This window comes from Pseudomonas sp. P1.31 (genome assembly GCF_001269815.1).
Classification (GTDB): domain Bacteria; phylum Pseudomonadota; class Gammaproteobacteria; order Pseudomonadales; family Pseudomonadaceae; genus Aquipseudomonas; species Aquipseudomonas rustica.
Map to the genome: position 1 here is coordinate 470,593 of NZ_LHVN01000032.1, position 19,639 is coordinate 490,231.

At 53.4% G+C, this 19,639-nt stretch carries 20 protein-coding genes; 10 read left to right on the plus strand and 10 right to left on the minus strand.

What is annotated here, in order from left to right:
- Positions 1-117 precede the first annotated feature (117 nt).
- Both AD669_RS20915 and AD669_RS20920 read right to left on the minus strand, forming a co-directional pair.
- Positions 118-1,104 (minus strand): hypothetical protein, encoded by a 987-nt coding sequence (locus AD669_RS20915; RefSeq protein ID WP_053123216.1) that lies wholly within the window; start codon positions 1,102-1,104, stop codon positions 118-120.
- Between the two features lie 50 nt (positions 1,105-1,154).
- On the minus strand, positions 1,155-1,622 hold the full coding sequence (locus tag AD669_RS20920) for a 3'-5' exoribonuclease (protein ID WP_053123218.1): 468 nt from the start codon (positions 1,620-1,622) through the stop codon (positions 1,155-1,157).
- Positions 1,623-2,088: 466 nt separating this feature from the next.
- Here AD669_RS20920 and AD669_RS20930 point away from each other — a divergent pair, with 466 nt between their 5' ends.
- Positions 2,089-2,421 (plus strand): hypothetical protein, encoded by a 333-nt coding sequence (locus tag AD669_RS20930; RefSeq protein ID WP_053123221.1) that lies wholly within the window; start codon positions 2,089-2,091, stop codon positions 2,419-2,421.
- Positions 2,422-2,624: 203 nt separating this feature from the next.
- Here the strand turns inward: AD669_RS20930 and AD669_RS20935 are convergent, their stop codons facing one another.
- Both AD669_RS20935 and AD669_RS20940 read right to left on the minus strand, forming a co-directional pair.
- Positions 2,625-2,987 (minus strand): response regulator, encoded by a 363-nt coding sequence (locus AD669_RS20935; protein ID WP_053123225.1) that lies wholly within the window; start codon positions 2,985-2,987, stop codon positions 2,625-2,627.
- A 23-nt stretch (positions 2,988-3,010) separates the two neighbouring features.
- The gene (locus tag AD669_RS20940) at positions 3,011-4,453 is read right to left on the minus strand and encodes an ATPase domain-containing protein (protein ID WP_172680151.1); all 1,443 of its coding nucleotides are present in this window, start codon (positions 4,451-4,453) and stop codon (positions 3,011-3,013) included.
- A 231-nt stretch (positions 4,454-4,684) separates the two neighbouring features.
- Between AD669_RS20940 and AD669_RS20945 the strand changes: the two genes are divergently transcribed.
- From AD669_RS20945 to AD669_RS20955, 3 genes are all read left to right on the plus strand, one after another.
- Positions 4,685-5,053 (plus strand): hypothetical protein, encoded by a 369-nt coding sequence (locus tag AD669_RS20945; protein ID WP_053123229.1) that lies wholly within the window; start codon positions 4,685-4,687, stop codon positions 5,051-5,053.
- A 61-nt stretch (positions 5,054-5,114) separates the two neighbouring features.
- The gene (locus AD669_RS20950; RefSeq protein ID WP_053123231.1) at positions 5,115-6,287 is read left to right on the plus strand and encodes a DUF3800 domain-containing protein; all 1,173 of its coding nucleotides are present in this window, start codon (positions 5,115-5,117) and stop codon (positions 6,285-6,287) included.
- Positions 6,280-6,816 (plus strand): hypothetical protein, encoded by a 537-nt coding sequence (locus AD669_RS20955; RefSeq protein ID WP_053123232.1) that lies wholly within the window; start codon positions 6,280-6,282, stop codon positions 6,814-6,816. Before AD669_RS20950 ends, AD669_RS20955 begins: the two co-directional genes overlap by 8 nt.
- A 110-nt stretch (positions 6,817-6,926) precedes the next feature.
- On the opposite strand, the gene AD669_RS20960 is transcribed toward AD669_RS20955, so the two are convergent.
- Positions 6,927-7,826, minus strand: a complete 900-nt coding sequence (locus AD669_RS20960) for a LysR family transcriptional regulator (RefSeq protein WP_053123327.1) — start codon at positions 7,824-7,826, stop codon at positions 6,927-6,929.
- 183 nt (positions 7,827-8,009) lie between these two features.
- Here AD669_RS20960 and AD669_RS20965 point away from each other — a divergent pair, with 183 nt between their 5' ends.
- A complete protein-coding gene (locus AD669_RS20965) occupies positions 8,010-9,020 on the plus strand; it encodes an NAD(P)-dependent alcohol dehydrogenase (RefSeq protein ID WP_053123234.1) in 1,011 nt (336 codons plus the stop codon).
- Between the two features lie 52 nt (positions 9,021-9,072).
- On the opposite strand, the gene AD669_RS20970 is transcribed toward AD669_RS20965, so the two are convergent.
- From AD669_RS20970 to AD669_RS20990, 5 genes are all read right to left on the minus strand, one after another.
- Positions 9,073-10,599 carry an IS66 family transposase gene (locus AD669_RS20970; protein WP_053123236.1) on the minus strand — a complete coding sequence of 509 codons (1,527 nt, stop codon included), beginning with the start codon at positions 10,597-10,599 and terminating at the stop codon, positions 9,073-9,075.
- 83 nt (positions 10,600-10,682) lie between these two features.
- Positions 10,683-11,018: an IS66 family insertion sequence element accessory protein TnpB gene (gene tnpB, locus AD669_RS28850; protein WP_053123238.1), complete on the minus strand. Its 336-nt coding sequence runs from the start codon at positions 11,016-11,018 to the stop codon at positions 10,683-10,685.
- Positions 11,015-11,347, minus strand: coding sequence for a transposase (locus AD669_RS20980; RefSeq protein WP_053123329.1), 333 nt, complete (start codon positions 11,345-11,347; stop codon positions 11,015-11,017). The genes tnpB and AD669_RS20980 overlap by 4 nt, the downstream gene beginning before the upstream one ends.
- A gap of 417 nt (positions 11,348-11,764) precedes the next feature.
- Complete coding sequence (locus AD669_RS20985) at positions 11,765-12,859, minus strand: DUF3800 domain-containing protein (protein WP_053123240.1); 1,095 nt, start codon at positions 12,857-12,859, stop codon at positions 11,765-11,767.
- Between the two features lie 146 nt (positions 12,860-13,005).
- Positions 13,006-13,827, minus strand: a complete 822-nt coding sequence (locus AD669_RS20990) for a hypothetical protein (protein WP_053123242.1) — start codon at positions 13,825-13,827, stop codon at positions 13,006-13,008.
- A gap of 779 nt (positions 13,828-14,606) precedes the next feature.
- Here AD669_RS20990 and AD669_RS20995 point away from each other — a divergent pair.
- The 5 genes from AD669_RS20995 to AD669_RS21015 all read left to right on the plus strand — a co-directional run bounded on the left by AD669_RS20995 (position 14,607) and on the right by AD669_RS21015 (position 19,556).
- Positions 14,607-14,861 (plus strand): hypothetical protein, encoded by a 255-nt coding sequence (locus AD669_RS20995; RefSeq protein ID WP_053123244.1) that lies wholly within the window; start codon positions 14,607-14,609, stop codon positions 14,859-14,861.
- A gap of 304 nt (positions 14,862-15,165) precedes the next feature.
- Entirely contained in the window at positions 15,166-15,462 is a 297-nt protein-coding gene (locus AD669_RS21000) for a hypothetical protein (protein ID WP_053123246.1), read from the plus strand.
- Between the two features lie 63 nt (positions 15,463-15,525).
- Positions 15,526-17,067, plus strand: coding sequence for an LA2681 family HEPN domain-containing protein (locus AD669_RS21005; RefSeq protein WP_218187438.1), 1,542 nt, complete (start codon positions 15,526-15,528; stop codon positions 17,065-17,067).
- A 67-nt stretch (positions 17,068-17,134) separates the two neighbouring features.
- Positions 17,135-18,133 carry a DUF4238 domain-containing protein gene (locus tag AD669_RS21010; RefSeq protein ID WP_218187439.1) on the plus strand — a complete coding sequence of 333 codons (999 nt, stop codon included), beginning with the start codon at positions 17,135-17,137 and terminating at the stop codon, positions 18,131-18,133.
- Positions 18,134-18,554: 421 nt separating this feature from the next.
- Positions 18,555-19,556 (plus strand): MoxR family ATPase, encoded by a 1,002-nt coding sequence (locus AD669_RS21015; protein ID WP_053123333.1) that lies wholly within the window; start codon positions 18,555-18,557, stop codon positions 19,554-19,556.
- The last annotated feature ends 83 nt before the right edge of the window (positions 19,557-19,639 follow it).

Genomic DNA, 19,639 nt, shown 5'->3' on the forward strand with positions numbered 1-19,639 from the left:
CCTGTACTATTGTGAAGGTAACGTAATCAAAAAACACTTAACGGTGCTTTCGTATTTGTTCCGGGAGCTTAAACCCAAACGCAGGATTTCACCTGCCGCTCCCTGAAAGACTCACAATCAGAACGGGATCGAATCGTCGAACTGAAAGGGAGGCTGTATGGGCACTTGCGGCGGAGTTATAGGCGACACCACAAAGAGGTTTACGATGTCCTCCCTGTCCATGAAGAGGATCTGGCTGCGTTTGGACTGGTCGAGTTTGCCACCAATCCAGTTGGGTGCGGCCTTGGTGATTTCCCCCCCTGCCACGATGAAAGCGTGGCCGACCAGTACGCGCCGACTGAGCTCTGAGTCGAAGATTTCGTGGCCTAGCATCATCAGCACCTGATTATGGATCTCGGCGACGTTGGCTTGTCCTCCCTTCGTCACTCCCGAAGAGTCGAGTTTCCCCTTCTTCACCTGAATGCCAAAGTAGATGACATGCTGGGTAGGAAGCGTGAACTTCATCCAGATGTCCTTTCCGTATTCCAAGGCTTTGTCCTTGTGCCCGGCAGAAGTAATTCGCGTGAATCCGAGCTGCCTGAATAGAGGTAGTAGAACATGCTCAATCAGATCATCTTCTGAGCACTGATCAAGGTAAGAGATCAGTTGGTTTCTCTTCTCTATTTCTACGGGAGAAAGAGGGCGATGGGGGCTCGTTGATTCATTTCCTACCGCGCCGGTGCGGGAGTGACGGAGATAACACTGATCGTCATCTGCAAAAAATGCTTCAAAACCCTCACGCTTGATCGCTCCGTTCAGCGCCTTGAGCGCATTCAATCGAGGTGACTTTTCGTTAAAGACATCCTCACTATCCATCAGGAGGCGAATCACGCGCAGCATGGCGTCAGGCGGCATCAGTGGATTTGAGCTTGGGAGATCCAGAATCTTCTGCAGAACATCCGCGACCCATAATCGGCGCGTTGAGCCGTCATGGACAAACTCTGTCTCGACATCTCTAAAAAACCGCGTCAGGTTTGGGCCGGTCAGGTAGCGGAAATAGCCGTCTGTGTTGTCACCACAGATCAGCTCGGCGACTTGCTCGGTCGTGCGCGCTTTCCATTTCATACTTCGCTCCCCTTGAATGACACATACAGACTACTGATTCATGCGCCTTCTCAGGGTAGCCCTTTCTTTGGATTGCTTGTGGTGAACATGCTAGCGATGATACGGGCGTCAAGAAGAGCGTGATGCGGAAGCGGAACCCCGTCACTTGTGGCATCCAGAATGGTTGCGTCAGTGGGGTAATTCCGGACGTTCCTTGGCCATTTACCATCGTCATAAGCGAGTTCGCAGAAAAGCTCCCAGTCGTACTGTGGAGCGTCTGTGACAATCTCCAGGACTTCGTCGAACGAGGCGAAGAAATCGAGTAGTGCAAATCTTGCCCCTATGATGGGTTGTGCGTTGTCACCACCCCAGAGCTGCGGAAGCACGATTTCCTTTACGAAATCACTGCAGTCTTCTTCTCGCCATGTGTCGAGCAATTCCACGTAGAATTCGCGTCCATTCTCAGCTACCAGTGCGAGTGATATCAGCTTCGCTGTGGCTGAGAGTTGGCTGAACTCGCAATCAAGAAAGAGCCTCATATTGTCAGAACTCCGCAATGGCTAGGGCTCGCCTGGATATGGCGCAGGAAGGTCAGCTATGGGAAATGGCCCTCGAGCATCTTGGCTCAGACGGACTCCTCCAAGCGGTCATCGAAATGTGGAGCCGCGCCGCGCCTCCGCCCAGACCATTGGTTGAGCACCTGTCCATCAATCAGGTGAGTCAGGACGTCTTGAGCATACTGAAAATTGCCCAGCAGCGGGTAGGTGCCATCGTGCCAGGTCGAACGCCTGATGCAGGCACAGTAACGCTATACGCTCGTCACGCTAGCAACTTAGTTGATGGGCTCATTACACTGCTGCCAAAGGCGCAGCTTTCGCGAGCCTTGCGAGGCTCTTGTATTGAAATCGAATTGGGGATTTGACGTCCCCGCAGGCTCCCCGAACACCGGTCAGCAACAATCCTATTAGAACTTGCCCAGCGAAATGCGTCCCTTTGAGATGTTCTATGAACTCTAAATTAACTGAAGAAGAAATGCGTCGTGCTCTATTCGGTACGCCTCAGCCCGAAGAGCATGTGTCTGCTCCTCAAGTCCAGGAGCATGTGCCAGAAGTATTGCCTACAAAGCCAGCAGCTCCCCAGGTGAAGAAGAAAGCGGCAAAAGCTTTTACGCCTAGGCTGAAGGTCACTCTCAGGGTTGGAAACGAATTTGAGGGAAAAATGCACGAGTTGATTCACGAGGCTGACACGTTGAGCTCGTTGCTTGCTGAGCAAGAGGCCGTGAAAGCCGCTAGGAAGAAGTACAAGTATGTGGACGTCGTCTCGGTAAAGTCGATGTAGCCACGCCCAGGTTCGCTCTCCCTCCAAGGCTCTTATAAGTGGCTTCAACGCTGCGCGTATCTAAATCGTTTGACGGTCGCACCATCACAGTCACGCCACTTATGTTGCAGATGAGCTATTGCGCTCATCCCAGTCGCTAAGCTGCCGCCGGACTAGAGGGGAGCCCGGATTGAGGTTGCTCTGGGTATGCACGTGGGGCACTTCTAATCAGAGGCTAGTAGTTTTTTAACTTCGGCAATGATCAAGTCGATGTTGAATGGCTTTGCCAAAACTGCATCAAACAGATCCGATCTTTCCATGCCGATATGGGCCTGAGCACCGCTCATCAAGATGATCGGCAAATGCTGGGCGGATGGAAGCGCTCGGACGGCTGTAGCGAATTCTAGGCCGTCCATCACCGGCATCATAAAGTCAGTAATGATCAAGGCTGGCCGCTCTCTATCGAGCACCTCAAGCCCTTTCTGACCGTTGCTGGCCGTCACCACCATGAACCCCTCATCCTCCAGTGCGAAACTGAGAATGTCAGCGATCAAATACTCGTCGTCGACGACCAAGATGGTGGTCATTTTAATTCAACCCGCACAAAGGCTTAAGATTTTGAACCAGGCGATGTCTCAGTGGGGACTGAAGGTTCATGTCTTGAAGCCTTTTTCAGGAAAACGTCTTGATCACGGATCACGACCTCAAATCGCGAAGGATCGTAGGAGCTGTCTCTCACTTTAAGAATGGAAAGCGTCCTGCTTAGTTCAGAGTGATTCTCATAGAATCGCATCAGCATCAGGTTGTCGACGATGCTGGATAGGTCAGAGTTCGGCGCGCTTACCTCTGAACCGAACAGATCGCGCATCTCCCAAGAGGCAAATACCGTTACCCCCCTGGATCGCAGTTCGTTCATCAGAGCACTGAAGAAGTCAGTAATCCGGGCCGGGTTTGTGGAGACTCGCGTCATACCACTCAAGCTATCGATGAACAGCCGTTTGATGCCCTTTTCTTCAACGAGACTCAGAAGTCGTGCGCCCAGCCCATCCAGCAAGCCTTCAGTAGTAGGCTGCCAGGCAATGTTCAGAGCGCCGCTGTCTTCCATGCCTTTGATATCGATACCCAGCGATTGGCCTTTGAGTCGCAACCGTTGTGGGCTTTCGTAGAAACCAAAATGCAGGCCAGGAGCTTCCATAGTCGACTCAGCCAGAAATTTGAGGCCCAGAGTCGTCTTACCAATCCCTGAGGGGCCTATTACGAGAGTCACACTGGAACTGTGCAGCCCCCCCCCTAAGATATCGTCCAGTGATTCAATGCCACTGGGGATACGCGTCATATCCGCGCTGTCGGGAGCGGATGGGTGGCTGTAGAGACTTTCGAGTCGCGGATAAACCACCAAGCCATTGTCGGTAATTTCACACTCGTGAAGACCGGTCATGGCTCCGCTGCCGCGAGTTTTACGTAGCTGAATTCGACGCACTGAGCGAGTGCCATATAGCTCTTCACCCATCTCAATCACGCCATCAACCATGGTGTGCTCAGGGCTGCCGTCGTCGAGGCGGGAGCTGGTAAGAAACAGCACCGTGCAACCAGCAAAAGCGGCGTGCCCTTGCAACTCGGAAATGAATTTCTTGGTGTCGATGTGCGAATCGGCTTTCGAGCGCGCATTGAGCAAGCCATCTACCACCATCACTGTGGCTTTTTGACGGCTTATCTCGCGGCGAAGCAGCTTCACCACCTCGTCCAATCCTTCGTTTTCCAGGGTGTCGAACGCGCTGACAAACTGAATTTCGGCGCCAACCTTGGAAGAGTCGAAAAAGCTCAGGGTAGAAAGAAACTGAAAGAGGCGGTCGTGCGATTCGGCCAGCAGCGTGGCGACCAGAACCCGGCCTCCACTGCTCGCATGATGGAACCCAAGCTGGTTCGCTAGGATCGTTTTTCCAGACCCTGGGCGCCCTTGGATTATGTATGAAGAGCCTGCTACCAGTCCGCCCTTGAGCAGAGCGTCAAGCCCTTCGATTCCACTTTCGAGGCGTTTTAGCTTTTCCACAATGCGACCCTGATCTGAAAAACAGGCTGTTTAAGCCGAGTGGGCGGAATGCTAACGCCATTTTCGTTCTAGAGCCATTAGGGCTAGATCATAGCTAACTAAGAAAGTTGCTTGTCCCGTTGCTACATGTGCAAGGCATTATCTGCGAGTGCGTGAAAGTAGCTAATCACCTTGGTGATGGCTTTTGGCCTCGATGCCAGCTAGATTTGGAGCTTTCTACGATCAAGGAAGGATATGAAAAAGCTCATCGCAGTCATGGGGATATGTGCCGCACTTGGCGGTTGCGCTACTTCGCACTACACCGCAGGCCGAGACTTCCCTTCGGCCAGTGTGGCGAGCATCACCAAGGGTAAAACCACGACTGCTGAGTTGAAGTCGTTGTTTGGTGAGCCCTACGCCAAGAGTGCTGTCAGCGAGACTGACGAAAAGTGGATCTACACCTACACCAATGGCTCAGCCCATGCCCAAAGCTACGTGGTCACTATGAAGGTGACGACTACTGGCACTCAGAAGACCCTCGACGTCTTGATTCGAAATGACGTGGTCATCAACTACACATTCAGCGAAGGCCCCGCTCCAGGCACTACCACTGCGACGAACTAAGTTCGCCACCTTGCCATTGGGCGACCCACTGCGCTCAGCACGTTGTTGATGGAGCAAGCTCATGGACAGAACCTATGCCTTCGTGGATGAGTCCGGGAATTCCGACCTTGATACGTCAAAGGGAGGAAGCTCGGGCTTCTTCATCGTGTGCTCCATTCTGGTGGCAGAGAAAGACCTGGAAGCTGCTTATGCCCAAGCTGAAGCACTCCGCATGCGCCATTTCCAAACGGGCGAGATCAAATCCAGCAATCTGAAGCCCAAGGATTCAGATCGTCGCGCCCGGATCCTAAATGAGCTAGCCGAGCTGCCATTCAAGCTCTATTTCACCGTCGTTGATAAGTCCCGAATTCACAAAGACGGCGGCCTCCGTATCAAGACCTCGTTCATAAAATACGTGAACGGGTTGCTCTATGAACGTTTGTTCCGCGCATACCCTGACCTCCAGATGATCGTAGACGAGCATGGTGGCCAGGAATTTCAGGAAAGCCTCAAAAGCTACGTTGCAGAACGATTCGTGGACGACCTATTTGGCGATAAGGATGCCTTCCAGACGATGGCCAGTAAGGACAACGTTTTGGTTCAGGTTGCAGATTTTTTTGCTGGCTCAGTCGCTCAGATCTACGAAGAGAAAGCATCGGAACAAGCAGTTCTTGCCTACAAAAAGATCCTACGCAGCCTGACTCTCGGAATGCTTGAGTGGCCATCCAAGTACCAGTCTCTTCTGCCACCGCCGACGGATGAATCTGGGTATGCAGACTACCAGGTACATCAAGAAGCTCTCCGCCAGGCTGATCGTTTTAGCGAGCGGGCTGGTGAACACCCTGATGAGGATGAGCGCCTGCAATTGAGTATCCTGCGGTTCTTAAGATTTCAAAGTGAATTCGTCACCAAGGATTACGTGCTGACTACGGAGATCATGGCCCATCTAAAAGACAGCGGATTGGGAGAGGTCAACGGCCAGAGAATCCGATCCAGTGGCATTGCCAAGCTTCGGGATGCGGACGTCATCATCACAAGCGCGGCCAAAGGCTACAAGATCCCTCAAACACGGGCAGACATTAACGAATTTCTTGAAAGAGCGTCAGGCATTGTTGTTCCTCTACTGGAACGGGTCAAAAAGGCTCGAGAGGTATATCGGCTGAGTAGTCGAGGAGAATATGACATCGTGACTGCAGCCAACCTGACTGAGCTAGCCAAGCTGCTCGCTGCGCTCGAGGCATTTGCAGATGACTGAACTCAGTCATGCCCATGAACCTCAGCAGGCTGCAATGATCCAGGATGAAATCCTAGAGATCTTGAAAGAAGCCAAGGTGCTTGCGCGTAGATTCTATCGCTTGACCGGCAAGCCGCTGGGCGTGACCGGCGAGGTGGCAGAGTACGAAGCTGCTACTCGACTCGGCCTGTTACTGCATCCTGCAAGGCAGGCAGGTTACGACGCTACAGAGATGCTGGAAGATGGCGTCGCGAGAATCCAGATCAAGGGGCGATGTATCCTGAACCCGCAAAAGATTAAGGGCCGTATGGGTGCAATTGATCTACGACAACCCTTCGATACTGTGCTCTTGGTGCTGCTTGATTCTGAGTTCAACGCATTTGCAATGTACGAAGCGAGTCGTGCCAAGGTAGAGGCAGCACTGACCCTGCCTGGCTCGAAAGCCAGAAATGAGCGGGGAGCGCTGGCGATTAGGCAATTCATGTCGATAGCTACGTTGCGCTGGGCTCGCCATTCGCCCAGCGAATCAGAGAATCTACTTCCCTCCTAGAATCGAGCGCTATTGGTACGTCGTTCTGAGATACATATTTAATGGTAAGCGTCTGCCAAACACATCTTGCACCAGCCCGTCTGAGTGCGGAGTAAGCATACGAGCGAAGGTTAATGCGCTGTGAACCAGCTGGGGTGTAGCACAGGAAAATGTTCCTTCAGCCAATCCACAAATGCGTCGACCTGAGGCGCAAGATGCGTTCTGCTTGGATAAAGCACGGATACCAGACGAGGCTTAGGACGAAATGCGCTGAGCACTTCAACCAGTTCTCCGCTTGCGAGGAATGTCTCAACGGCAATTCCAGGAGCTTGAACAATGCCGAAGCCTGCAACACCGCACTGAACGTAGGCATTCGACTCATTAACAGTGATTCCACCATGAGGCGTGTGTGGACGATCTTCGCCGTCTACCGAGAAGTGCCAAGGCAGCGGTCTGTTATTTTGACCGGAAAGGAAGCTTACACATTGGTGGTCTGCTAGATCTTGTAGGGTTATGAGTGCGCTGCGGGCTTGGAGATAACTTGGAGACGCACAGGTCACCATGGTGGCGGTGCCAATTTCTCTGGCCACCATACTTGAATCCGGGAGGTCACCAATTCGCAATACACAGTCGATGCCCTCGGCGACGAGATCTACCGTACGGTCGGTCACGCCTAGCGCAAGCTCGATTTCGGGAAATGCCTCGCTAAATCTCCTAAGGTTTTCCATGAAGCTACGCTGGGAAAATGCAGTGGGGATGTCAATTCGAAGCCTGCCTCGCAGCGTCGATCCGCTACGGTCGAACATGGAAGTGGTTTCTGCGATGGTGGCTAAAATCTCTTTGACGCGTTCATAAAACCGCTCGCCCTCAGCCGTCAGTTTTACCTTACGCGTAGTACGCTGGAACAGACGGACACCCAGCGAGGCTTCCAAATCCTGAATGGTGCGTGTGACGTGCGGGCGTCCGGCCTGCATTGCCTCTGCGACTTTGGTGAAGCTCCCCAACTCCGCTAGCTTGGCGAATACTTGCATCGACTGTAGAAGCTCCATAAGTCTCTTCTCGGGAAGCGTGTTAACTGGGTGATTGTTGCTGATTAGGATAACAATCCTGTTCGTTTCTGCACATTTATCTATAGCCGGGAAATCTCAACAATGTCCTCAGCGTAAGGGAGGAGCTTTCCTCACCTACACATTCAAAATTGTTGGAGACAAAAAATGAAAGCGTGGCTTCTGAAAGATTTCGGCTTGGATAATCTGGTACAGGGCGAAACGGAAACCCCCGTGCCCCAAGCTGGTGAACTGCTGGTTAAAGTAGGCGCTGTATCACTCAATTTCCGGGACAAGGCCATCGTTGACGGCATCTATGAACCTCACATGGTGCCCAAGCCACTGATCCCCGTCAGCGATGCGGCGGGGACTGTCGTTGCAGTTGGCGATGGTGTCAGCCGCTTCGCTATCGGAGACCGGGTCAACTCACACCTCTACTCACGTTGGTTGGACGGCATGCCTGGGCCAGATGAGCCTAACTACTGCTTTGGATCGCCATTGCCTGGTGGTCTGGCGGAATACATGATCATCCATGAAGACAGCGCGGTAGGTGCCCCCGACAACATGTCAGATGAGGAAGCAGCGACCCTTCCAATTGCTGCTCTGACGGCGTGGTATGCGCTCGTCGATTATGGCCAGATCGAGACCGGCCAAACCGTTTTGGTTCAGGGATCTGGAGGTGTTTCTGTTTTTGCAGCACAGATTGCTACGGCTTTGGGAGCCAAGGTTATCGTCACGTCCAGCCGTGATGACAATCTGGAAGCTGTAAAAAAACTGGGCGCTGTTGCTGGTGTGAATTATCGCACCACCCCTGAATGGGCAGAGGAAGTTCTGAAGCTCACTGAAGGCAAGGGAGTGGATCTTCTGCTGGATGTGGCCGGCGGTGACGGCATCAATCAATCGATTGCTGCAACAAAGGTAGGTGGACGTATCGCACAGATCGGCTTTCTGACAGGCCAAGCCTCTACCCTGAACCTGATGCCTATGATTTTCCGACAAACAACGATTCGCGGCATAGCCGTTGCTCCACGTTCGTCATTTGACCGAATGAACGAATTCTTGAATGAGCACAAGATTCGCCCGGTAATCGATCACGTGTATCCATTCGATCAAGCACGCGAAGCGTACGAACATTTGGCCAGCGGCGCCTTTGGTAAGGTAGTAATCAAAATCGCGTAGCATTAGGCTACTTGGAGTTACGCCGCAAATTTCCGCATGGAAATATGCGCGGTCAGATGGCCGCCCAATTATGTGGCAGCAGATCGGCAATCTCACTCGCCCGCTGCGACGGCAGGCGCGTGAGCACGTCCTTCAAATAAGCATACGGATCATGCCCGTTGAGCCGCGCCGACTGGATCAAACTCATGATCGCCGCCGCACGTTTACCGCTACGTAGCGAGCCAGCGAACAGCCAGTTCGAGCGCCCAAGAGCCCACGGTCGGATTTGATTCTCGCACCAGTTGTTATCAATGGGTACAGCACCGTCATCGAGATAGCGCGTCAGCGCTATCCAGCGTTTTAGGCTGTAATCCAACGCCTTGGCGATGGCCGATCCCTCTGGCACAAGCTGCCTCTGGGCGATCATCCAGGTATGAAGTGCGTCGATGAGCGGCGCTGCCTTTTCCTGCCGTATTCGCTGCCGGACACTCGGTTCCAGCTCGCGTGCCTCTCGTTCAACTTCATACAAGGCGGTGATGTAGTGCAGCGCTTTTTCGGCGATCTGGCTCTTGTTGGTCGCGTGCAAGTCGAAGAACTTTCGGCGTGCATGGGCCATGCAGCCGATTTCTGTAACGCCCAGTTCAAAGCCTGCCTTGTAGCCAGCGAAGTCATCGCAGACCAGCTTCCCGTTCCAGGGGCCGAGGAAATTTCGAGCATGTTCGCCGGCACGGCTCGGGCTGAAGTCGTAAACGACCGCCGCCAGATTGGAGAACTGACTGGTGGCATAGGCCCAGACGTAAGCGCGATGAGTTTTCTTCGCGCCAGGCGTCAGCATCTGTACCGGCGTTTCGTCAGCGTGGACGACGCCGTGCATCAGCACGGCTTCGCGCAGCGCATCAACCAGCGGTTGAAGTTGCACGCCGCAGTTGCCCACCCACTGCGCCAAGGTCGAACGGGCGATGGGCAGCCCGGCGCGACCGAAGATTTTTTCCTGACGATACAGCGGTAAATGATCAGCGAACTTGGCCACCATGACATGGGCCAACAGACCTGCGGTCGGTATGCCTTTGTCGATGACGTGCGCCGGTACCGGCGCCTGGATTAGCGTTTCGCACTGCTCGCAGGCCCATTTCCCACGGATGTGACGCTCGACGGTGAACACGCCGGGCGTGTAGTCGAGTTTTTCACTGGCATCTTCGCCGATGCGCTTGAGAGTACAGCCGCACTGGCAATGGCTGTTGTCCGGTTCGTGATGGATCAGCGTGCGAGGAAATTGCAGCGGCAGCGCTGCGCGCTTAGGTTGCTGGCGCACTTTGGCTTCGACTGGTGTCGGTTGCAGCGCCTCAAGCTGGGCTTCGATAGCGGCAATATCAGTATCGATCAAGTCGTCGAGCAAGCTGGCCTGATCTGGACTAAGTTGCTCGCTGCGTTTGGCAAACTTGAAGCGCTTGAGCAGCGCGATCTCGTGGGCCAACTTCTCGTTGACCGACTTTTGATGATTGATCTGCTTGTCCATCGACTCGACGCGCTGGATCAACTGCGCCGCCAAAGCACGCAGTTCTTCAGGGTTTAATTGATCGAGATTTGGATGAGAAGTCATACCGCCGATTTTGCCAGAGAGGGCTATGGGCGGCGATAGACTGATGGGCCAATTGCGCTGGCAAGCAGGCCATGACAGGCGAGTTAGAGCACCGTGATGGCTCCTCCGGAACCGACGCGTTGCCAAGGTAAGCCGAGCACCAAGGCTTGAAGTTGCTCTGCATCCAGCTCGACTTCAGAGCCGTGCCGCACGCTAGGCCAAAAGAAATGTCCTTGATTCAAGCGCCGGGCAGCAAGCCAAATTCCCACGCCATCATGCACCAACACTTTCATACGATTGGCACGGCGGTTGGCGAACAGATAAGCACAGTGCGGCTTCGCCGCACCGAACACCGCGACAACTCGTGCCAGCGCGGTTTCAGTGCCGGCTCGCATGTCCATGGGCTCGATGGCGAGCCAGATGGTGTCGATGCGAATCATCGCAGCAGCTCTCGCAGGAAAGCGGAACATGCCGCCGCATTTTCTGCCGGCCAACTCACCACGACTACACCTTTTGAATGAGGCACTTCGATTCGAATCGTGGCCTGAAGAACTTGAGGAGCCGCTGTCGAAGACAATGCCTTGACCGGAATAAAGGCAGTTTGCAGTGCCAGGTTTTTCTGCGCATGCACCCGTATCCATTTATGGACAAGGTTTGCATTGAGGTTGTGGGTCAAGGCGACATTGGCAATCGAGGTGTCAGCCTGTGCGCACTCGGCGATGACCTGGGCCTTAAAGGACTTGGAATAGGAACGGCGTTCTTGTGGCATGGGCGTCCGCTTAAAAAGGCTAAAAATGGTGTCCACTTAAATTTAGGTGGACACCATCGCCTTAAGCGACGGCATCAGGAAGGTGTGTTGCCCGGACGGTTACATTTAATGTCCCCAATAAGGCACATTAACCATCATTTTTAGGCTTAATGTTCCCATTCGGGCACATTACGATGAGAGACAGATTGCACCGACCAATGGCAATTGCTGCTGCACGGGCACGAAAGCGTCATTTGACTCGCGCCCTAGCTCAGGGATTTGGCGCTGAATGCTCCACGCTAACAGATGGTCTGGGCGATTAAACCACTGAGATCGAAGAGCGAGATTTCAGTTCATACTGCACATACCAAGGTAGGCATTAGCACTGACATTGGAAAACGGTTCAGTCGGACGCATTGAGCGTTCGGCGCTTTAGGCTTACCTGTTTCGCTCCATTAAAAAGTCAGCGAAGGCATTCGCAGGATTGTGCCCACCTTCATCCCCCCCCCTCCCAAGTGCTTCTGGGGTGACATCTGTCGTGGGCCAGACACAACCGCTGACAAAATCATGTAGAAAGCCTAGGCCGTCTAGCTTCATGAAGAACTCATCATTCGTTTCGCCCTTCTGCCGTTTGGTGTAGTAGTACGAAAGCGCGCTGGTGAGAACGTCGGTAAGTTGGATACCATCAGAATCGTGTGAGGCACTGAAGGCCAAAGTATTCAGCCTCAGGGGCAACTCAATCTGGGCGTTTCCGAATCCAATCACTTGTTGCTCTTCAGCCTGTTCTTCGAGCTCGGCGATTGCGGTAAAAAAATCGGCCTGCCGCTCCAGTGGCTCCGAGTCATCGCATATCGCGTCGAACCGGGCGTGCTGCCTTCCCCACTCAACACACAGCGAAAAGAAAGCCGGTATCGCAGGGTTGAAGGTACTCTTGGGCAAATCTTCGAGGGCATCCCGGACAATCTCCGAGGTCATGGACAGCACTTCGAGCTCCCATTCCATCGGCAGCGTGCTCTGTGCGGCAGCTTCTTTCATCACCTCCAAATGCTCGTAGAACGCCGTGATTGCTTCCTCGCTCTTTTCGCCACACATGTCGTAGTAGACGGAGAGGAATTGATCGAAGCAGGCATCCCCCACTGCCAGGGGAAGACAAGCGAAGAGCATGTTGCTCAGAGCGATGTTTTGGCCGTTCTCATAGAGGTTGAAGTCGAAGTGGTAGTAAAGTAGGGGCTCCAGTAGGTCATCAATCACCTTGGTCAGCAGCATAAACCGCTTGTGAAACACCTGTGCTTTGAAACGCTCAGGCGTCACCAAGTCGGACTGGAATAGCTCAATGATCCGATCTTGTCCTCGCCCAGACTTTCGAAGTTTTTTAAAGTGGATTTCAGCCGCCTGCCTGGAGCGCAGTGGGTGGAGAAGCTGCTCGCACTCTTCAGCGCTGAAGTCACACGAGCCGAGGATAAACAATGGTTGGTCGAGATCGGCCAGCTGACGTCCTGTGTTACCTGATTCGTCGAAGTAGATTGTTGTCATTTCGCTACCCTGCGTTTCTGCCTTAGTGGAGTATCAGGTTAAAGCCAAAGGGAGGGAAATATGGACTAGCAGCCTATGTTGGGAAGTCTAGGTATCTCGAAGCCTTTTGAATGGCCAGCGTAAAGCTGGCCACCACCTCATCAATCTCAGAACTCGTGATCAACATCATCGAAAAAGTTTGGGTCTAGCTCGTACTCCAGAGAGCCGAATCGCGCTAGGAGGTCTGCTCTCACCTTACCCTCTGCTACAGGTTCAAGATTGATCCAGTAGCTGTATACGAGCCCCTCATCCGATTCATTAGCCGTGACTTCCGCATCGGACAGAAGCTCTGCATCTTCGACAGATATGCCCAATTCGCTCGCCAAGGCTTGGGCCATGGTTATGCGGTTGCCGCGCTCAGCTTCTTCGACTTGGGCCCAGTGCTCCCATTCAGACATACGGTCGCGATCAGCATCAGACTCACTGCTGGAGATGACCACGCCTTCCTCAGCAAGCAGCCATATACCATCACGGCGTAGCAATTCGACCGTGGCTTTAAGATAGAACGCCGAACCGTGATACATCCTCTCCTGATCTTGCTGCCCTTGGTAGGTCAAGGAGACTTCTAACGTAAGCTTGCCGGTTGTATCGCTGTAGTCGGCGGCTTCCACTTCAAGAGTATCAATCGTGAATCCACTTGCATTGGTATCCGCAATAGCGCCGGAGAGCTGATCCTCCAACTCTAGATCCAGGTCGGCGTAGACATCATCCTCATTGATCGCTTGGGGAAAGTCTTTGATCCCAAACACAGCCACCATCAGGCGCGGATCCTTTGGGTTCCTTTGGGCGACTACAGAAAACTCATGGTAATCAGCGAAGCCTGCTTTTTGCACTAGGGCTTCTTGGGCGACAGAAAGCTTCAGGCCCTGATCACGAGCAAGCTGTTTAGCTTGAGATTTGAAGATGTTTAGCGGGGAAAAATCAGACATGGCAATAGCTCCTAAATCTACGACGCTTAGGTGACCGATTGCCTGTTCACCGGGCAGCGTCTAGTTAGGGACATGCCGATGTAAAACGAGAGGGTGTATCTACGATGGGCTATTGCTTCGCGAAACAGGCGCCAGGCGACCATCACCGCCTGGCTGGAATCATAGGTCAGAGTAAATAGCGCCGCAATACCCCGCGCCCACGTTTTGAATGGATGTTTTTTTTGCGTCACCCACTGACCGTGGACAGAGTACAGGAACAGCAACTGACTGCTAAACAAGCTAGATTTGACGAAGAAGTGACGCCACTGGATTGTCACTTTTAAACGCTGAGGATGACTGTTTTAGAGGGGAACACGGACATGCGAAAGGAGTGTGTTTCAGAATGTTTCATGGACAACCCATCGTAACCCGCGATTTAGAAGGGCTGGGCATACATACAGGGATTAAATGGATCCAACCAATGATTTGCTGACAAGTTATCCACAGGCCTGTTGCCTTGCAATGTCATTTTCACCCCATTATCTTGTAGGTCATCTCGACACCAGCACTACATGTTGTGCTTTTTGGCGAGGGGCTGAGGTTTCAGTGAACACAGCGGATATGCGTGCAAAGTTTGGTCGCCGAGCACACATACCCGCCTATCCCTGAACCAATGCAAACACTGGTGGGACGCGCATTAGAGAAAAACCGACTTTGGATGTCAACCATTCAGCTCGGGTTTCCGCTCAAGGGTCGTTCCTGCCTACTTGATGTTCATATAGTTACGGGAGCACCTAATCGTGCCTAAAAACCCTAAACAAACCTCGACTGCGGTCGCCAGCCTGGCTTCCAAAACCTTGCGTAGCGAAAGCTCCTCGGCCATTCAGAAAGAACTGGCAGGCTCGGCAATGGCTCAGGCCTCTAGTGGTAAGCAAACCGGTGCGGAAATGGAGACGAAGGCCAGCCACGTCCTCGACAGCAACAAGTACAACGCCACCACCAAGACCCTCGCGGCCTCGGTACTCGCCCAATCCAATAAAGAACGGGGTAAGTAAAAATGGCTCAGTATTATGTGAACCGCAACGCACAGACCAACGGTGACCACGAAGTGCATACCAGTACGTGCATCTATTTGCCGGCAGCTCACAATCGCCTTGATCTTGGCTACCACACGACCTGTGCGACTGCTGTTCGGCAGGCTCGTAACACCTACCGGCAATCGAACGGTTGCCGGACGTGTTCCTCGGTGTGCCACACCCAATAGATAGAGGCTGGACGTTAGGTCTCTGGTAGGGAGCCAGCCACATAATCGGGCTGGCCCCCATTTAGTTGGTGATGAGGTTTCTAGGAGTTTGAGTGATGAGCTATTTGGTTTATTGCACTTTTGATCTGAAAAACGCGTCTTCCAAGGATTATGAAAATGCGTATGCGGATCTTCAACGCATCGGCCTAGCGAAGGTCGTCAAGGGAGACGAAGGGCAGCATGTGGTCATTCCTACCACCTCTACGATGGGATTCTTTAACGGCACCAGCGTGGCGGCTGTACGGAACGATGTACGTAACGCGGTACAAGCTGCCTTTCGAGCACGACTTTTCAAATCTGAGATCTTCGTTGTTGTAGGCGGTGATTGGGCTTGGGGCGCAGGGACGACTTAGATCCTCTAGATGTCTATCAAGGGGTCTCAGCTATAACGCCCATTACGAAGGTAGATGATTTGTATGTTGAGCAAATTTTCGGAGCTCTCATCACACCTCAATTACCTGGTGGATGCCGACCCCAACCTTGCGATACAAGAAGCCCGTGACCTCGTTCTAGATGGGCGGGATCGTTTAAATATGATGTCCCTGCGTGCGGCCACTCTGGTCAATGCCGGCGCCTCGCTTGGTCATAAGGATGCGATTGATGAGGGCGTTGAACTGTACCGCGAACTTCACAACTTCTATCCGACGGTAGAGATCACTTACAACTTGGCAAACGGGCTAGTCGAATCAGCAAACTGTGGGAGTGCTGATTCGAAATGGTTAGATCAGCAGGAACACGCTCGAGCATACAGAGCCGAAGCCCGACGATGCTATTGGAGGGTGGTGCAAGACGTAGATACCGATGTGGAGTTACGCACACAAGCTTGGACGAACCTCGCTAATTTGTTTGCAAAAACCTACCGACTCTCCGAGGCTCATGATGCCCGCCTTTCCGCGCTAAAGGTTGATCCAACAAACGGCGTCGCCGCATTCTGCGCAGCATTGGATCTAATGTGGCTTTATAGGCGTGGAGACTGCTCAGAGCTAACGCACATGGAAGCCGTGATGTTAGCCAGGCAAGCGCTTCGGAATAGGGAGCGAATTGTTCAGTATGCCGGTGAAAGGGTCGCGGCTCAGGTTGAAGCGCTCGCCAGTGAGCTGAGCGATCCTCCTTCGCGCTCTCAGCACCTCAATCCATTTATCAAGTGGGTTGAAGAGGAACGTCTTACGCTTGCCCCTGCGGTAGAACTCGTCGATACATCCTTGGGTAAGCTCGATTGGCTTACCCTTCCAGGAATTCTCGAGCGTGAACCAGAAGTGGGCAGCATGCCGCCGCCATTGTTCGCCATGTTCAATATGCTGAAGAGCGATTTTGCCCTTGCACGAGATTTAGCATGGCGTGCAAGTGACGAAAGCGTATGGCCAAAGACAGGACAATTTGCAGACACTCTGGACTATGCACTGTACGGCCCTGATACCTCGGCGCTCATACTTGCGCATCGAACTGCCCTTGACCTGCTCGACAAAGTAGCCGTAATGGCAAACCACTATTTCGAGCTGGGATTAGCTCCCAACAAAGTAAGTTTTGGGAGGGTATGGAGAGATTCCGCAGACAAGAAAACAGGTACTGCGCTTACAAAAAAAGTAGAGGTACTGATTCGTGCAGGCGTGTACGCGATGTACGGCTTGGCCGAACTGGCTGATGACTACGATAGCAGCGAAGGGATTCTCCGCTCACAAAAGGATCTGCGGAATTCGGGTACGCACCGATTCGTAGTGCTTCATGACTTTGGAGATCCTTTGCGAGCGAGGCAAGCTCCTGAAATCGAACATCTCAACCACTCAGATTTTATCGCTGAGGCCCTCGGTGCCCTGCGAGTCGCGAGGTCTGCGATCCAGATGCTCGCACTGGCAATTTCTCAGCACGAAGAAATCCTGAGAAAGCAAACGAATGGCATGATTGGAACCCTGGTCGTTCATGATCATCACTGGGTTCGTGGTGAAGACGAAGAACTCTGATTCCATGCTATTGAGCAGTCGGGATGATCAGCTCGGTGCATGTTTGTTATTGAAATTCAGATGAGGAGTGAACTCTATTCAGCAAAAAAAACGCCATCACTTTGTCCCCAAAGCGTATCTCAAAGCGTTCGCGAATCAGGGAGGCCAAGTCCTCGTTTACCGTAAAGACAACCCTGGACGGGCACTCCCTGCCAGACCAGATACAACGCAGTTCGAGCGCTATTACTACTCGCAACCGCTACCCGAAGGTGGTCAGGACAATAACACCCTCGAAGACATCTTCTGTGAGGTAGAGTCCGCATGGCCAGCCCTTGTTGAAAGGCTGGCTCGGAAAGACTCCATAAACGACGACATTGAGCCCTTCATCCAGTTTGTGGCGCTTCAGCGAGCTCGTGTGCCTGCGGCCCGAGATGCGTTCGAGGCGGGGTTGGCGGCAACCGTTAAGGACACGTTGAAAGCGCTGGTGAGGAACGGAAAGCTCTCACCACCACCCCTAGGTTTTGAAGACATTCTCGACAAGGTCGAAGTGTCTATCGACCCTCATCAAAGCATTCATGCGATGCCTGGTCTTATCAAGAAGATCGGCGAGCTTTTCGATACTGTTGGCTTGGCCATCATCCATAACACGTCAAACGTGCCGTTTCTCACAAGCGACAATCCAGTGGTTTGGTACGACCCATCGATTCCAATCGAAAGCCAGAATCCCTATGCCATTTCCCCGGATGGGCCGATAGCAATCCAGTTCCCCATCAGCCCACATATGATGTTATTTGGAGTTAAAGAATACCGAGAGCAATACTGCAAGGAAGGGCTTATGCATGGTGAGATACCAAGCGTGGAATGGGTACATTATGTAAACACCCAAACATGTCGCTTCGGCTATGGAGCTGTCATTGCCCAAAAACCAGGTCAGGAGGAAGTTATTCAGGCGCATAGCGCGCTGTCGCCGGTTTTCGACCACTTATCACTGGAACTTGGCGCCGAGACAGTCTCAATGGGACGGTTCGTTTTTGGCCCGCGAGTAGCGAAGCCAAAGTGGATCCCTCTTAAAGATGAATCAGCCTGAACTCTAGCAGTGGCCGCAGCTTCACGAGGTAGGTAAGCCACGGCGATATCAGCCATGAACATACTCACTGGGGTGGGGCTTAGACATCTTTGACATGTAGATCGAGCGCAAGCGGAGCGCGCAGGCCCACGATGGGCCAAAGACGCCAGCGAGATGGATTAGGATGGAGGTACGATGCAGAAGGACACCGGTCATCTACCATCACTGGTTCGAGATTATTCGTTGGAGATTGGTTCGGCCATGATCCAGCACTATTCGATCCGCCAACGTCTAATAAAGAATATATCTCCTGCTCATTCAATTGGGCATCTGTACCAGTAATGCGTATTGGCCAGTAGGTCAGAAAAAACCGTTAGATCAGGTAAGCGATTGATTTATGGAAGATAAAAAACATGTAACTGTTAGCAAGGCTCCGGAAGCTTTGAGTGAACAGACCGAGCCCGGCAGCGCCAGCCACGCCGCCCAGCAACGCCAGCGCGCCAGCCAACTGGCGCAAGCGGTTCGCAGCGAATTGCAAAAAGCTTTGATTGGCCAGAATCAGGTAATCGACGACGTGCTGACCGCGCTGATCGCCGGTGGCCACGTGCTGCTCGAAGGTGTGCCGGGGCTGGGTAAAACCTTGCTGGTGCGTGCATTGGCGCGCTGCTTCGGTGGCGAGTTCGCGCGTATCCAGTTCACCCCGGATCTGATGCCCAGCGACGTCACCGGTCATGCCGTCTATGACCTGCAAACCGAGCAGTTCAAATTGCGCAAAGGCCCGCTGTTCACCAATTTGCTGCTGGCCGACGAGATCAACCGCGCCCCGGCGAAAACCCAGGCGGCGCTGCTCGAAGCGATGCAAGAAAGGCAAGTCACCCTCGAAGGCCGCGCCCTGCCCATCGCTCAGCCGTTCATGGTGCTGGCCACGCAAAACCCGATTGAACAGGAAGGCACTTACCCGCTGCCCGAAGCCGAACTCGACCGCTTCATGCTCAAGGTGCGCATGGATTACCCCGACGCCGATCAGGAGTTGAACATGGTGCGTCAGGTCAGTCGCTCGACCCGCGCCGACATGCTTGATGTGCAACCGTTGCGCACCGTGCTGCAAGCCAAAGACGTGCAAGCGCTGCAACGCATTGCCAGTGATTTGCCGCTGGACGATCAAGTCCTCGATTACGCCGTACGACTGGCGCGCAGCACGCGCAGTTGGCCGGGGCTGACCCTCGGCGCCGGGCCTCGCGCCTCGATTGCCCTGGTGCGCTGCGCCCGCGCCCGCGCCCTGTTGCGCGGCGGCGAATTCGTCATCCCCGACGACATCAAAGGCTGCGCGCTGGCCGTGCTGCGCCACCGCGTACGCATCGCTCCGGAACTGGACATCGAAGGCCTGCAAGTCGACCAGGTATTGCAACAACTGCTCGACCAGATCCCGGCGCCGCGCCTGTGAAATCCGTTTTGGGCAGAAAAGATCGCAGCCTCCGGCAGCTCCTACACATCACTCATGCAGGAGCTGCCGAAGGCTGCGATCTT